We start from the raw sequence: 15,674 nt of genomic DNA, 5'->3' as shown, positions 1-15,674 counted from the left end.
GGGGCGTGCCGTTAATTCAGGGCGGCGAGAAATGCCTGATAGCCTTGCGCGCTGCGATCCAATTCGTGGGATTGCAGCGGCTCCACCGTGCCGTCCGAAGCGGCCTCCCTGCCGTAAAAGGCGAAGAACGAGGCATAGTCGGCCCGCACGTAACCGGCGGTGACTTCAAACGGCCGGAAGATTTCCTCCAGCGAGTAACGATAGCGCCCGTCGCGCGCATAATCCTCTGCGCGCACCCCCGCCGTGACCGCCAACGCCAGCTTCTTGTTTTGCATCTTGTAGCCGCTGCGCGAACCGTAGGCCCAGCCGTAGGTCAGCACGTCGTCCAGCCATTTTTTCAGCAGCGGCGGGCTGCTGAACCAGAAAATCGGGAACTGCAGCACGATGTTGTCATGGGCTTCGATCAGCCGCTGCTCGTGGGCGACGTCGATCTGCCAGTCCGGGTAGGCCTGATGCAGTTCGTGCACGGTATACCGCTCCGGATAGCGCCGCAGTTCCTCCAGCCAGCGTTTATTGACCACCGAGTTCGCCATATCGGGATGGGTCACCACCACCAGGGTTTTCATATCGATTTCTCCAGTCAAGTGTCTACCGGCGCATCATAGGTTATGCTGGAACAATGTAAAATACGCACACTCACGACACATACTTACCCTGGAGAAAGCACTCAATGACCGCCGAATCCCACTGCAGCCCAACGGGCATCAGCCTCGAAGACACCGGCTATGGCTACACGCTGTCGGTGATCAACGGCAAATATAAAATGATTATTCTCTACTGGCTGGCGTTGTATAAGCCGGTATTGCGGTTCAACGAGCTGCAGCGCTGCATCGGCACCATTTCCTACAAAACGCTGAGTTCGACGCTGAAAGAGCTGGAAAAAGATCGCCTGGTGGTGAGAAAGGAATATCCGCAGATCCCGCCCAAGGTGGAGTACAGCCTGTCCGAACGCGGGCGTTCGCTGATCCCGGTGATCGACATGATGTGCAACTGGGGGGAACAGCACCGGCCGGAACAGCCGGTGCCGTGAGGGGTTAGTTGTCCGCTGCCGCCGAGGTTGCCGGCGCGGGCTCATCGTGCTCGACCAACGCGTCCGCCGGCCGGCACTGGCGCAGCGTGCGCACGCTGAAGGCCACCAGCACGCCGAGCACAGCGGCGAATGCGCCAAACGACAGCACGCTCATCAACGGGGTAAAGATCCTGCCCAGTACGCCGAGCCCCAGCGCGCCGATCGAATCGCCGGTTACGTCCTGCGCGGTGCCGAGGCTGTTCACCCGCCCCAGCAGATGATCCGGCGTATTGCTCTGGATCAGCATGAACTGCAGGAGCGAAGCAATGGCGTTGGCGTAGCCGTAGCACACCAGCGCCAGCAGCGCCGGCGCCAGGTGGCTGAATAGCCCCAGCGAAGTGATAGCGGTAAACGCGACGATGGCGGCGACCAGGATCAGCACGCCGGGCCGAGAGAAACGCCCCACCCAGCCGCTGGTCAGCGCGCCCAGCATCGCGCCGAGCGGCACCGCGGAATACATCAGGCCAATTGAGGACGCGCCGACGTGGTAAGCGTCCTGCGCCAGCGCCGGGAACAGCACCCGGACGGCGCCGACGATGCTCATCAGCATTCCCAGCACCACCACCGACCCCACCACCTTATTGCGCCAGACAAACTGGAAGCCGCTGGCGAGCGCGCGCAGCGGGTGTTCCGGCTCCTGCTGCTGCGGCAACAGCGTCGGCAGGCGCACCAGTGGGACAAGGGTGCCCAGCGTCCCGGCGGCGGCCACGGCGAACGCCAGCCCCACGCCGCCGAACACGATGATAATCCCGCCCAGCGCCGGCGCCAGGATCGCGCCGATGCGCACCGTCACCATGCTCAAGGCCCCCGCCGCCGCCAGGTTTTCGCGCCCGACCAGCAGCGGGATCACCGCCATCAGCGCCGTCATGCCCAGCGCCCCGAAGAAGCCGTCCCAGGCCGCCAGCAGGTAGAGCGCCCACAGCGAAGGCGCCGGGGCGAAGGCGTTCAGACTCAGGGCGACAAAGCCCAGCCCGCAGGTGCCGCGCGCAAACAGGATCAGCTTACGGCGATCGTAGCGATCGGCGAGCACGCCGCCCAGCATCAGGCCGATAAACATGCCCACCCCGTCCAGCGCCACCGCCACGCCCACCTGCAACGTGGAGCCGGTCATCGCCTGGATCTGAATCGGCACCCCCACCGCCAACATGCCGAGGGAAAACACCGACAGCATGCGGGCGCAGAAAATCGCGCGGAAATGCGCATTGCTTCTCAGCAAACTGAAATCAAGAAAAAAAGAAGGTCTGGCCATAGTGTCCTGCATATCATGTTTTAGTACGGGCCGGGACGCACGCCCCCCGGCCCGGTTGCGTTATACCAACCCGTATTGCTGCGTCAGCAACGAATGCAACAGCGGCCCGAGCGTCTCCAGCGAAGCCGGCGACAGAATGTCCGCGTGTTCGCAGCGCTGGTGATGGCAGATCAGCCCATCCAGATACGGCGCCCACACGGCGTCGATATCCATCTCCGGCGGCAGCGTCTGGTCGGCGACAAACAGCGTCGCCGTGCCGTGGAAACGCCGGCTGCGCGCCTGAGACAGAATGCGCACCGCGTCGCGGTAGTTGGCGACGATGCTGTCGAACATTGCCGCCTTCTCCGCCATCAGCGCCGGATCGCCATGATCTTCCGCCATAAACTCGGCCTGCTCCTGCGCCACCTCTTTCTGCGCGTCCTCCTCGCTGGGGCCGGTCCAATCCTGGCCTTCCGGCGGATAGGTATCCAGCATGCCGAGGAACGCCACCTCTTCGCCCTGCTGCTGCAGGCGCGCGGCCATCGAGTGCGCCAGCGTGCCGCCGAGCGAATAGCCCAGCAGGTAGTAAGGCCCCTGCGGCTGCAGGCGGCGCAGATTGGCGAGATGACGATCGACCATCTGCTCGATATCCTCACAGGTGGCGATGGCGCCGTCCGGTCTTGGCGACTGCAGGCCGATGATGGGGTAGCTGCCCGGCAGATAACGGCTCAGCCCCGAGTACTGCCAGGCGAAACCGGAAGCCGGATGCAGGCAGAACAGCGCCGGGCCTTGGCCGGCCCGCAGCTGCAGGCATTCGCCGACGCCGCGGCTCTCGGCCGAGTTGGCTGCCTGCGCGTCATCGAGCAGGTGCGCCATCTTCTCCAGGCTGCGGGCGAACATGATCTGCCCGACGCTCAATGGCCGAGGCACGCGGCGACGCAGCTCCGCCGCCAGACGCATCGCCAGCAGCGAATGGCCGCCCAGCGCGAAGAAGTCGTCGTCGGCATACACCGTCTCACGCCCCAACAGTTCCCCGAACAGCGCCGCCAGCAGGCGTTCGCTGTCGCTCTGTGGCATGCGGCCACTTTGGTGGCTCAGCTGCGGCCGCGGCAACGCCTTGCGATCCAGCTTGCCGCTGGCGCTGAGCGGGAAGCTGTCGGTCATGACATAGCTGACCGGCATCATGTGCGCCGGCAAACGCTGCTCCAGCGCCTGATGCAGCACGGCGGTATCCAGCGTCACGCCCGGTTGGGCGATCAGCCAGGCGACCAGTTGGCGCATATCGGCGCCGCCAAGCCCCGTCGCGCCCTCGCCCAGCTCGATGGCGTGCACCGCCGCTTGCGCTATCCCCGGCTGCGCCAGCAGCGCCTGCTCGATTTCTCCCAGCTCGATGCGCTGGCCGCGGATCTTCAGCTGATCGTCGCTGCGCCCCAAATACTCGACACTGCCGTCTTCCAGCCAGCGGGCGATATCGCCGGTGCGATACATGCGCGCGCCGTTGCCGGCGGGATCGGCGACAAACCGCTGCGCCGTCAGCCCCGGCCGATGCAGATAGCCATCGGCCAGCTGAATGCCGCGCAGGTAAAGATCGCCGGCGCAGCCGACGGGCACCGGCCGCAGCATCGCGTCGAGAATGCTCAACTGGGTGTTCCAGACCGGTTTGCCGATCGGCACGCCGGCGCCGCTCACCGCCGCCAATGCCGCGCCGGACGCCGGTTGGTAGGTGACATCGACCGCCGCCTCCGTCGGGCCATACAGGTTGTGCAGCGGCGCGATAACCAACGCCTGATAGCGGGAAGCCAGTTCACACGACAGCGCCTCACCGCTGCAGAACACGCGTTTCAGGCTGGCGGCGGCGCGCTGTGGCGCCCGCTCGTTCAGCGCCTCCACCCAGATAGCCAACATGGACGGAACGAAATGCAGCGTGGTCACGCCATAGTCGTCGATCAACGTCGTCAGCGCCTGCGGATCGCGATGCGCCTCCGGCGGCGCCATCACCAGGCGCGCGCCGACCATCAGCGGCCAGAAGAATTCCCAGACGGAAACGTCGAAGCTGCACGGCGTTTTCTGCAATACCACGTCCTGCGCATCGAGCGCATACTCGTGCTGCATCCAGAACAGGCGGTTGACGATCGCCCGGTGGTTCACCACCACACCTTTCGGCCGCCCGGTAGAGCCGGAGGTATACAGCACGTAGGCGGGATAATCGCCGTTCCCCGCCGGCAGACGCGCAGGCGGTTCGCGCCCGCTGTCGTCCAGCGCATCGAACAGCAGCGTCGGCGCCAGCGCGGCAAAGCGGGCATCCAACGCGCTCTCGGTGATAATCAGCCGCGGCTTGGCGTCCTCCACCATGTAGGCCAGCCGCTCGTCCGGGTAGCCGGTGTCCAGCGGCAGCCAGGCGGCGCCGGTCTGCACAATCGCCGTCAGCGCCAGGCTGAGGCGCACGGAACGCGGCAACGCCACCGCCACGATATCCCCCGGCTGAATGCCGGCCGCTGTCAGCCGCTCGGCCAGCAGCGCGGCCTGGCGCTGCATGTCGCGGTAGCTGAGGCTGTGCCCGGCATCCTGCAGCGCGATGCGATCCGGCGTGCGCCGCGCTTGATCGGCGATCGCCTGATGCAAGGTGGTGTCCGCCACCGCCTGCCCGGTGCGGTTGACCGCCGCGATCAGCGCCTGCTCCTGCGGCGTTTGCAACTGCCAGCGCGGCAGCGGCAAATCCGGTTGGGCGATCCACTGTTGCAACAGCGCCATCAGCCGCGCGGCGAAGCGCTCAGGCTGCGGCACCGAGGCGCGGTACTCCATCAGCAGGCGCAGACGCTCGCCCGGCAGCACCAGCAGCGTCAGCGGATAGTGGGTATAGCCTTTGTTGCGGATGGCGTCGCAGCGCAGCGACCCTGCGCCGCCCAGCAGAGCGTCGTTGTCCGGGTAGTTCTCCACCACCAACAGCGTATCGAACAGCGTGCCCGCCCCGGCCAGGTGCTGAATTTCCCCCAACCCCAAATCGTCGTGCTCCAGCAGTTCAATTTGCCGGTGCTGCAGCTCAGTCAGCTGTTCCGTCAGCGAACGATCGTGCTGCAGACGCACCCGCACCGGCAGCGTGTTGCTGAACAGGCCAACGTGTTCCTCGATCCCTTCTATCTGGCCAAAGCGGCCGGAAACCGGCGAGCCGAACACCACGTCCTGCTGGCCGCAACAGCTGGCCAACTGCAATGCCCAAATGCCCTGCATCACGGTATTGAGCGTCAACCCGCGTTCGCGACACAGGGTCAGCAAGCGCCTTTCCTCGGCCGGCGGCAGCGTCATCTCCAGCTCGTGCACGCGATCGTCCTGCGCCTCACCGAACAGCAACGTCGGCCGCACGTCCTGCAGCGTCTGGCGCCAGAGGCGGCGCGAAGCTTCGGCATCCCGCGCGGTCAGGCGGCGCACGATATCGGCATAGTTCGAACGCAGCGGCGGCAACGCCTGCTCGCCTTCACGCAGGGCCAGCATCAGATCGTTGAGCACCACCGGCGTCGACCAGCCGTCGACGATCAGGTGATGCGCGTTAAGGAACAGCGTGTAGCGTTCGCTATCCCCGTGTTTGACCAACAATGCATGCAGCATCGCGCCCGGCTGGTTGAACAGATCGCGCTGCAGTTCCTGCTGCTCCAGCCGGTGCAGTGCCTGCACCTCCTGTTCTTCGGCCAGCGGCGGCAGCGCGTGGCTGTCCAGCGGCCAATGGCTTTCCTGCGGGATCAGCTGCAGCGGCTCGCCCTCGCGGTTGAATCGGGCGGCCAGCTGCGGATGGCGGCGGATCACTGCATTCAGCGCCTGCTGAAGTTGATGCGCGTCCAGTTCGCCGCAGAGGCTCAGGCGCGTCAGCGAGTTGTAGCTGCCGCCCTGCTGCGCCGTCTGCGCATGGAACAGCAGACCGTGTTGCAGCGGCAACAGCGGCAGCGCCGCGGCTAACGGCCCGCACTCCCGCTCCCAGGCGCGCACCGCTTCATCATCGACGCCCGGCTGGGCGATTTCGGCCGCCACCAACGTCGCCGCCGCGCGTTCGGGATGCCGTTCGGCAAACTCGCACAGTGAACGCACGGCGTGCTCGATGCCGCTGTGCAGCTGCGCAATGTCGCTCTCGCTGAACATTGCCTCCAGCCAGCTCCAGTTAATCGCCAGGCAGGCACCGTCGCGCCGCTCCTCGACAAAGATATTCACTTCCAGCCCGTAAGACAGCGCCTGCTGCGCATCCTGCGCCACGGCGAAGGCGTCGCGGAAGCGAGTCTGGCTGCGCTGCGGCGTCCAGTGCGCCTCATCCTGGCTGAAACGCCCAAGGTAGTTGAATAAAATCTCCGGGGCGTTGCGCTGCGCCAGCGCCGCCAGATCGTCACGCTGCGGATGCAGATAACGCAGCTGGCCATAGCCGACGCCGCGATCGGCCACCGCGCGCGTCGCCCGTTTCACCGCGCGCACCGCCTCATTATGCTCGGCGTCATGCAGTTCGATGCGCAGCGGGTACTCCGCCGTCAGCCAGCCGACGGTGCGGGCCAGATCGAGGCCGTCATCCAGTTCGGCGCGGCCGTGCGACTCCAGAGAGAAACGCAGCGAAGCGGCCTGGAACTGACGACGGCAGGCCTGAGCCAGCGCGCACAGCATGATCTCTTCAACCTGGGCGCGATAGTTCTGCGGCAATGTGCCGAGCAGCGCGGCGGTCAGCCGGCTGTCGAGCAGCGTGCGCCGTTCGCTCACCGAGGCGATGCGATCGGTCTGCGGTTCCAGCGCGCGCCGCCCCAAACGCGGCACGCCGTCCGCCAGCATCTGCTGCCAGAACGGCAGCTCGGCTTCGCGGCGTTCGACGTCGGCCCGTAAACGCGCGGACCATTCATAGAGCGAGGTTTCCTCCGGCGGCAGCGTGATCGGCTGCCCCTGCATGGCGCTGTCGGCCACTTGCCGCAGCTCGTCGAGCAGGATGCGCCAGGAAACGCCGTCGACCACCAGGTGGTGGATCGCCAGCACCAGCCCCAGGCTCTGCCCGTCACGCTGCAACAGGATCGCCTGCATCATGGCACCGGCCGCCGGATCGAGCTGCTCGAGTGCGGCATCAAACGCCTGTTCCGCCGCTAGCTCCAGTTCGCCGGATACGGTCTGAACCTGCATGAACTCAGCGGTAGCGGCTTCCTCGACCACCAACTGGCCGTCGCGGATCCTGGCGCTCAGCGCCGGGTGCGCCGCGCGCAGCTGTGCCAACGCATAACGCAGCTGTTCCGGTTGCAGTTCGGCGGGCACACGCAGGAAAACGCCGTGCGCGAAGCGGCGATGCATATCGCCCGTCTCGGCGAACCAGTGCAGGATCGGCAGCCCGTCGATCAGGCCTTGTCGCACGCTGCGTGCGGTCTGAGAGCCAACGGCCAGCGGCTGCATCGCCTGCGCCATGCGCGCGGGGGTGTGCAGCGCGAAGATCTCGCGCGGCCGCAGCAGATAGCCTTTGCGCCGCAGGGCGGTGCCCAGCCCCATCGCCGAGATGCTGTCGCCGCCGAGCGCGAAGAAATCGTCGTCTGCGCCGACGCGCTCCATTCCCAACAGTTGGGCCATCGCGCGGCAAATCAGCCTCTCCTGCTCGGTGGCCGGTTCGCGAATGCTTTGCGCCAGCGTTTCCTGCGGTTTGGGCAGCGCCTGGCGGTCAATCTTGCCGTTGACGTTCAGCGGCAGCTCCGGCATTACCACCAGGATCGCCGGCACCATATAATCCGGCAGACGCTGCGCCAGCTGCCCCAGCAGCTCGCTTTGCAGCGCCGGCGAGGCGCGACGCGCGTCATCCTGCACCGAGCAGTAGCCAATCAGGCGATAGGTGGCGCCGATCGGTTCGGCGATCACCACCGCCCGCCCCACGTCCGGCAAGGCGGCCAAGGCGCTTTCCACCTCACCCAGCTCGACGCGGAAGCCGCGCACCTTGATTTGGTGATCGGTCCGGCCAATGAATACCAGCTGGCCCTCCGCGCTCCAGCGCATCAGGTCGCCGCTGCGGTACATCACCTCGCCTTCGGCGAACGGGTTGGCGACAAAGCGCGCCGCCGTCAGATCCGGGCGCCGCAGGTAACCGCGCGCGATGCCCTTGCCGGAAATGTACAGCTCACCCGCCGCGCCGATCGGCACCGGCTGCAGGCGGCTGTCGAGCAACCAGACTGAGGTATTGGCGAGGGGACGGCCGATCACCGGCTGATCGGCGGCTGTCACCGGCGCGCCGAGGGTATCGACGGTGTATTCGGACGGGCCGTAATAGTTGTGGATCTCCACCTCCGGATGCTGCTGCATCAGGTTCCACAGCGTCGGCGTCGCCGCCTCGCCGCCGATCATCACGAACGACGGCAGCGGGAACTGCCCTTTCAGCAGACCGCAGTCCACCAGTTGCGAGAAGAACGACGGCGTGATGTCCAGCAGATCGATCGGCGTCTGCTGGGTCTGTTCCAGCAGCGCCCAGGGGTCGCGGCGCAGCTCTTCATCGAAAATAACCAGTTCGCTGCCCATCATCATGCAGAACAGCGGTTCCCAGGAGGAGTCGAAAGAGAACGAGGCGGTATGGCCGGCGCGTAAGCGGCGCGCGTGGCGGGCCTCGAATTTTTCGATCGCCGGGCCGAACAGAGAAGCCTGGTGCGACAGGAACAGGTTCAGCAGCCCGCGGTGCGTGGACATCACGCCCTTGGGTTTGCCGGTCGAACCGGAGGTGTAAATCATGTAGGCGAGATGCGCCTCGTTCAGCGGCACACGCCGTTCGTCGTCCGTTATCGGCGCGCTCTCGGCGGCCGCGCAGCGCGCCAGGCACGGGGTGTCGTCCAGGCACAATACCTGCGGCAGATCCGGCATGTTGGCCCGCGTGTCACTGTGGGTCAGCAACATCACCGGCCGCGCGTCGTCGCACATCAGCACCAAACGTTCACGCGGATAGTCCAGATCGAGCGGCATATAGGCCGCGCCGCTGGCCAGCACGCCGAACAGCGCGACCAGCGTGTCCACCGAGCGTGGAATGCCGATGGCGACCACGTCTTCGGCGCCGATGCCGCTTTCGATCAGCACTCGCCCCAGCTGCATCACCCGTTCGGAGAGCTGCCGGTAGCTGAGGCGCACGTCGCCGCAGGACACCGCCAACGCCTCGGGCTGACGCTCAACCTGGCGCTGGAACGCATCCATGATCGAAACCATGCCCGCCGGCGGCGTCAGCTCAGCGCCGCGCCCCCAGGCCGCGAGTTGTCTGAGTTCCCCCTCGCCGATCAACGCCAGTTGACCGTTCGGCTGGTGCGGCTGTCGCGCCAACTGCTGCAGCCAATGGCCGATGCGCTCCGCATGGTGCTGCAAGGTGCGCGGCGAGTATTTGGCCGGGTTGGCGACCAAAGACAGCGTCAATACGCCGCTTCGAAAACCGATCTCGAACTCCAGGTCGTCGACCGGCCCCATCGCCAGCGTATGGGTGGTGGCCGCCTGACCGTCGAACGACAAGGCGCTGTGGTAGACCTTGACGTTGACCACCGGCCCGTACAGTTCCTGATGGCCGCCGACCAGGCCGAGATCGCGTTTGATCTGCTCCGCCTCATAGCGTTGATGGCGGCGCGCCTGCTTGATCTGCGCCACGGTGGCCAGGCAGACATCCGCCAGCGACATCTCCGGCGTCACGTTCAGCAGCAGCGGCAGCACGTTGACCACCGGGCCGACCGCCGCCAGCGCCTGCGATCCCATCCGGCGCATGAAAGGAAAACCGACTGAGAAGCGGGTTTCGCCGCTCATGCGCGCCAGGTACAGCGCCAGCACCGCCGTGACGATATCGGCCGGCTGCAGCGACTGCAGCGCGCCATCGCGCAGCGCTTCGTCAAACAGCGATTCCGGCAGCACCAGCGCCTGTTTGAGCGGCCGGGCGCCCGCCTCAACCTCCCGACTCTCCGTCGATAATGACAGCGGCGACGGCAAATCGCGCAGATGCTGGCGCCAGAATTCGGCCGCCCGCTCACGTGCGGGCGAGGTTTGCCATTGCTGAAACTCTTCCACCACCTTGCCGAACGGGGTAAACGGCGAGGCCGCCGGCGCCAGCCCGTGGCGCAGCGCGCGATAAATATCGGCGATCCGACGGGTGATGGCTTCGAAGCTGAAACCGTCCAGGGTCAAATGATGAAAGCGCTGATACCAGAACCAGCGATCGGCGCTGACGCGGATCACCGCATGGCGATAGAGCGGCCGCTCGCCGTCCGCCGGCAGATCCTGCGCCAGATCGTCGTTCATCAGCGCCAGCGCCGCCTGTTCGGCGTCCGGCCGCGCGCTGAAATCGAACCACTCCGGCGCCTGCACGCGCGCAGGATCGGCGTTCAGCGGCAAACGCTGCACCGGCTGGCCGTCCTGCGCCTCAAAGAACTGCGCCTGAACCGTATCCGCTTCGGCCAGCCCCTGACGGATCGCGCGCTCCAGCGCCGAGCGGTCGATAGCGCCGTGCAGTTCGGTGTAGTGCGCCACCGCGAAGCCGTTGCGCCGCAGCGCGATTTGGTCGGCGATCCAGATCCCCGGTTGCGCCGCAACCAGCGGATAATCCCGATACTCGACCTGAGTATCCGGCAAAGAAAGCGTTTCTGACATGGTGTCTGTCCTTTTCCTCAAACGGAATGTATCGATGTGGCTGTCTGGCGCTTAACGCGCCGCATCCGCCGCTTTCAAGGCCGCCGGCCGCATGTCCTGCCAGTGCGTTTCGATGTAGTCGATGCATTCGCCGCGCGACGCCGGCCCCATCAGCACGCGCCACCCCTGCGGCGCGTCGGCAAACTGCGGCCACAGCGAATACTGCTGCTGCGCGTTGACCAAAACGGAGAAACGGAGGCTTTCGTCATCGAACGGGTTTTGTTGTTCCTGAGTCATTTTCATTACCTGTCTGTCAAAATGTGTGGGTTATTCCATCCCGGAAAGCAGCTGGCGTACGCCGTCCACCAGGCCGCCGCGCCAGCAGAGCGCGTCATGTCCGCCGGAAAACACGCGGTAGTCGGCGCGGTGCCCCGCCGCCGTCAGCGCCTCGTGCATCTGGCGATTGACGAATTCGATATCCGCCTCCCGATCGCCGGCCTGTTGGATCACGTTGAGCGCTGGCGCCGCCGCGTCGCGTTGCCGAACCTGGCGTATCAGCCAGCCTTCCTCCAGTTCGTGGCGTTTTTCGAACTGGGTAACGAATTGCACCGTAGGCCACCAGAAGGAGCCGGACTGGCTCAGCACGTGGCCGAAACGTTCCGGCCAGTGCACACCGGCATATAACGCCGCCAGCCCGCCGTAGCTTTGGCCGGCGACGACGGTGCGCGCCCCTTCCTCGCTGAACGCTTCGCGCTTCTGCGCCTGCGGCAGCAGCTCATCGATGATTGCCTGCCAGAAGGCGGCGTTACAGGGCAGCTCGTTTTCCCGGTGTTCGCCGTCGATCGTATCGATCAGCAGCCAGCACGCGGGCGGCAGCCGCCCTGTTGCGGTTTCGTTCTCGATCACCGGCAGCAGCGCGTGCCTTTCGATCCAGTTTTGGCCGTCGAGCAATAACACCAGCGGGCGATTCGCTTTCACCGCCGCGTCGCCGCTGGCATACAGCCAGACGCGCCGCTGTGTGCCGAGCCGTTCGCTGTGCCACTGAAAACGCTGTAGTCGCGCCTCGTCCAGCGGCCGATCGGCGGCCTGCCAGGCGCTTTGGTCGTCAGCATCCGGCCCCTGGGCCAGGGAAACCGGGCGCGGACGATGCGAAGGCCCCAGCGAGAGGCGATTCAACGGATCGGCGATCGCCAGTGGAAACAGCGAAATCCACCAGGCGCGCTGCTGGCGATCGCGCAGCGTTTCGTCGTCGCTGAAGACGGGAGGAAGATCCCGGTCTGTGACGGGGATCAGGCTGTAGCTGCCGCGCCAGCGGCGATCGATAACGGCCGCGCCGTACCAAACGTCGGTGCCGGGCAGCCTGGTCAGGCTGCTGGGGGACGTGCTATGGTGATCGGTTATGCCGTTGATATCGGCATAAACGCGGCGAATCGACGAGCGCCGCTCATCGCCGGCAGGATCGCGCCATAGCCAGGTCATTTTGACGTGGCGGTCATCGTGCGGCTCGACGATGGGCGTGCCGTGAGAGGCCACCTTCTGCCACCACTCGGGCTGCCCCGCCGCCTCTTCACGCAGCCACTGCGCCGCCAATCCCTCATGACCGTTGTCTGGCCTCTTTTCCGGCAAAAACTCCATAGCGCCCCTTACATAACATGAGTGATTTTTACAAAACCTGACAATCGTATTGATACTCATTATCGTTTTCAATACTATTTGTCGGATTTTTACCGTCGTGCGCACACGGCGTTTCCGCATCGACGGGTAAAGACCGCTCGCCGATATTTCGGGGTTTATCAGGGTTGCATGACACACAACGCAGGTATGCAGGAGAGAGAATGAAGATTAAAAACAAAGGGATAGACAATTCTAATGCGGAGGCGACGGCCGCCAAGCGGTTGTTGCTGGGCTCGGCGCTGGCCTTACTGCCCTTCGCGCCACACGCGTCCGCCGCGGCGGATGAGACGATTTTGGTGACCGCCGACGCGCAAAACAGCGTGACCGCGCCGGTCAAAGGGATCGTCGCCAAAGAGAGCGCCGCCGGCACCAAGACCGCCGCCGCTCTGCGCAAAACGCCGCAGTCCATCTCGGTGGTCACGCGCGAGCAAATGAACGACCAGGAACCGGCGTCGGTCGCCGACGCGCTGAACTACACCAGCGGAGTGATCACCACCTACCGCGGCAACTCCAACCGCAATGACGAAGTGATCAGCCGCGGCTTCCGCTATGCGCCCAAGCTGCTCGACGGCCTGCACTTTGGCCTCTCGAGCCAAAACGGCGGCGCCGGGCAGATCGATCCCTGGCTGCTGGAGCGCGTGGAGATGGTGCACGGCCCGGCCGGCGTGCTGTACGGCCAGGTCAGCCCCGGCGGCGTGGTGGTGATGACCAGCAAGCGCCCTACCGCCCAGAGCATTCACGAAGTCAAATTCAGCACCGGCAACCGCCATCTGGCGGAAACGGCGTTCGATTTCGGCGGCAAACTCAACGACGACAACACCCTGTTTTATCGCCTGAACGGTATCGCCAGAACCGAGCATGAGTTTGTCAAAGACAGCAAGCAGCAACGGGTGGCCATCGCGCCGGCCTTCACCTGGCTGCCGAACGAAGACACCAGCTTTACGTTGCTGACCAGCTACCAGAACGATCCGAAAGCCGGGTCGCGCAACTTCCTGCCGCGCGCCGGCACGCTGTTCTCGACCAGCGCGGGCTATGTGCCCTATGACTTCAACATCAGCGAACCCAGCTTCAATAGATCGCGGCGCGAGCAGGCGTCGATCGGCTACAGCCTCGAGCATAACTTCAGCGATGCGCTGTCGTTTACCCAGAACCTGCGCTTCACCCACCGCGATGAAGACTATAAATATCTGGTTTATAACGTAAACTCTGACGTCAATGACCACACCGTCACCCGCATGGCGCAGCATGAAACGCAGATGACCAACGAGTTTGGCGTGGATAACCAGCTGAAGGGGCTGTTCGACACCGGCGAGGTGAAGCACACGGTGCTGGGCGGGTTGGATTACCGCTACAGCCATATCGATTCGAAGATGTATCGCGATCGCGGCAACGACTACCCGATCGACTGGGCCAACCCGGTTCGCCCCAGCATCGATGGCAGCACGCTGGCGCTGGCTTCCAGCGATTTGAAGACGCTGAATCAGGTCGGGGTGTATCTGCAGGACCAGCTGGAGTGGAATAACTGGAACCTGCTGCTGTCCGGCCGTCAGGACTGGTCGCAGGTCAACACCCGCGATCGCACCAGCGGCGGTAAGGAGCAGACCTACAACGACGCCCAGTTCACCGGCCGTGCGGGCCTGCTTTACGCCTTCGACAACGGCATTTCGCCGTATGTCAGCTACAGCACTTCGTTCGATCCTAACCTGTATCCGAGCGCGCCGGGCGCCGATCCGCTCAAGCCGACCACCGGCAAACAAACCGAGGTGGGCGTGAAGTACCAGATCCCGGGCGGCAACACCCTGCTGACCCTCTCCTGGTTCGACATTACCCAGCGCAATGTGGCGTCTTACAACCGTCTCACCTCCGCCTACGAGCAGATCGGCGAGGTGAAATCCAAAGGGATTGAGGCGGAAGTACATGCCCAGCCGACGCCGGAGATCAAGCTGACCGCCGCCTATACCTACACCGACGTGGTGACCAAAGACTCCAACTCGGCGGACGAAATCGGCCACAGCCCGGCGGGCATCCCGCGCCACGCCGCTTCCGCCTGGGGCAGCTACAGCTTCCTGAGCGGCGCGCTGAACGGCCTGACCGTCGGCAGCGGCGTGCGTTACATCGGCGATGCGCCGGCCGACGCCATCGGCCAGTACGATGTGCCGCACTACACGCTGTACGACGCCATGGTGAAATATGACCTTGGCCAGGCCTCGTCGGCGCTGCGCGGTGCGGCTCTCCAGCTCAACGTGCAGAACCTGACGGACAAGAAATACGTTTCATCCTGCAGCGGCGAGTACGCCTGCTTCTACGGCAGCGGCCGCAGCATCATCGCTTCGGTCAACTACCGCTGGTAACCAAAATGGGCGGCCAGCGCCGCCCACTTTTTCCACCTTTCCCGCCGCCTTTACTCCTGCTTCAATTCTCGCAAGTGCTTGTACACCGTGGCGCGCCCCATCGACAGCACGTTGGCGATGTAGTCCGCGGCGCTTTTGGCCTTGAACGCCCCCTGATGATAGAGATCGCTGACCAGCCGCCGTTTTTGTTCGCGGCTCAGCGCGCCGAGCGCGGCGTTTTCGCGCCGCAGCCAATCGTGCAGGAAGGTGTTGATCTTCTCCTGCCAGTCGTCTTTGAACAGCTGTTGGGGCTGTGGCTGCAGCCGCGTGACCGACAGGAACATGTCCAGCGCGTTGCGGGCGTCCTCGAACATCGCGGTGCTCAGGTTGATGCACAGCAGATAGCTGGGCTTGCCCTGCTCGTCGCGCGCGGCGATGCTCACCGAACGCATCTTTTTGCCGTCCCAGTTCAGCTTCTCATAGGGGCCGGTCACGCCGGCGCCGCCCTCGAGTTCGAAGTCCTCCAGCCCGGCGTCATCGCCCGGTTTGCGCTTCGACAGGTTGTTGGCCAGATAGGCAATCTTGTTGGTGGCCAGATCGTGGATCACCACTTCCGCATTCGGGAAAAACAGCGCCGCGATGCCGTCGGCAACCGAGCGCAAAAGTTCGAGTTGAGAAGAAGAGTTCGGCACGCTGGGGGGTCTCCGTATAGCCCGGTTTGGTTTGCGGTTCAGCCGCTTAGCATACCGCAGTTGCCGCCGCTTGCCGAGTGGATGGCGTTGGCGTCTTCTTCACCGACGGC

The 15,674-nt window shown here is 64.8% G+C and carries 8 protein-coding genes; 2 read left to right on the top strand and 6 right to left on the bottom strand.

Going from position 1 to position 15,674, the window contains the following annotated elements; translation table 11 throughout:
• Positions 1 to 11: 11 nt before the first annotated feature.
• Complete coding sequence (locus tag ACJ8MK_RS08965) at positions 12 to 566, bottom strand: NAD(P)H-dependent oxidoreductase (protein WP_033653143.1); 555 nt, start codon at positions 564 to 566, stop codon at positions 12 to 14.
• Positions 567 to 670: 104 nt separating this feature from the next.
• Here ACJ8MK_RS08965 and ACJ8MK_RS08960 point away from each other — a divergent pair, with 104 nt between their 5' ends.
• Positions 671 to 1,030: a winged helix-turn-helix transcriptional regulator gene (locus tag ACJ8MK_RS08960; protein WP_025302868.1), complete on the top strand. Its 360-nt coding sequence runs from the start codon at positions 671 to 673 to the stop codon at positions 1,028 to 1,030.
• A gap of 4 nt (positions 1,031 to 1,034) precedes the next feature.
• Here ACJ8MK_RS08960 and entS read toward each other — a convergent pair whose 3' ends face one another.
• The 4 genes from entS to fes are packed head-to-tail and all read right to left on the bottom strand — an operon-like array spanning position 1,035 to position 12,503.
• On the bottom strand, positions 1,035 to 2,318 hold the full coding sequence (gene entS / locus ACJ8MK_RS08955; protein ID WP_074027024.1) for an enterobactin transporter EntS: 1,284 nt from the start codon (positions 2,316 to 2,318) through the stop codon (positions 1,035 to 1,037).
• Between the two features lie 60 nt (positions 2,319 to 2,378).
• Positions 2,379 to 10,889: an amino acid adenylation domain-containing protein gene (locus ACJ8MK_RS08950; RefSeq protein ID WP_442517664.1), complete on the bottom strand. Its 8,511-nt coding sequence runs from the start codon at positions 10,887 to 10,889 to the stop codon at positions 2,379 to 2,381.
• A gap of 51 nt (positions 10,890 to 10,940) precedes the next feature.
• Complete coding sequence (locus tag ACJ8MK_RS08945) at positions 10,941 to 11,165, bottom strand: MbtH family protein (protein ID WP_033648496.1); 225 nt, start codon at positions 11,163 to 11,165, stop codon at positions 10,941 to 10,943.
• Between the two features lie 30 nt (positions 11,166 to 11,195).
• Positions 11,196 to 12,503, bottom strand: a complete 1,308-nt coding sequence (fes, locus tag ACJ8MK_RS08940) for an enterochelin esterase (RefSeq protein WP_243392120.1) — start codon at positions 12,501 to 12,503, stop codon at positions 11,196 to 11,198.
• A gap of 200 nt (positions 12,504 to 12,703) precedes the next feature.
• Between fes and ACJ8MK_RS08935 the strand changes: the two genes are divergently transcribed.
• Entirely contained in the window at positions 12,704 to 14,893 is a 2,190-nt protein-coding gene (locus tag ACJ8MK_RS08935; protein WP_060430228.1) for a TonB-dependent siderophore receptor, read from the top strand.
• Between the two features lie 50 nt (positions 14,894 to 14,943).
• On the opposite strand, the gene ACJ8MK_RS08930 is transcribed toward ACJ8MK_RS08935, so the two are convergent.
• Complete coding sequence (locus ACJ8MK_RS08930) at positions 14,944 to 15,564, bottom strand: helix-turn-helix transcriptional regulator (RefSeq protein WP_033634570.1); 621 nt, start codon at positions 15,562 to 15,564, stop codon at positions 14,944 to 14,946.
• Positions 15,565 to 15,674 lie beyond the last annotated feature (110 nt).

Origin of the sequence: Serratia sp. CY38905 (assembly GCF_052168875.1) — a bacterium.
Lineage (GTDB): Bacteria > Pseudomonadota > Gammaproteobacteria > Enterobacterales > Enterobacteriaceae > Serratia > Serratia sarumanii.
This window is presented reverse-complemented; position numbering and strand designations above follow the sequence as displayed.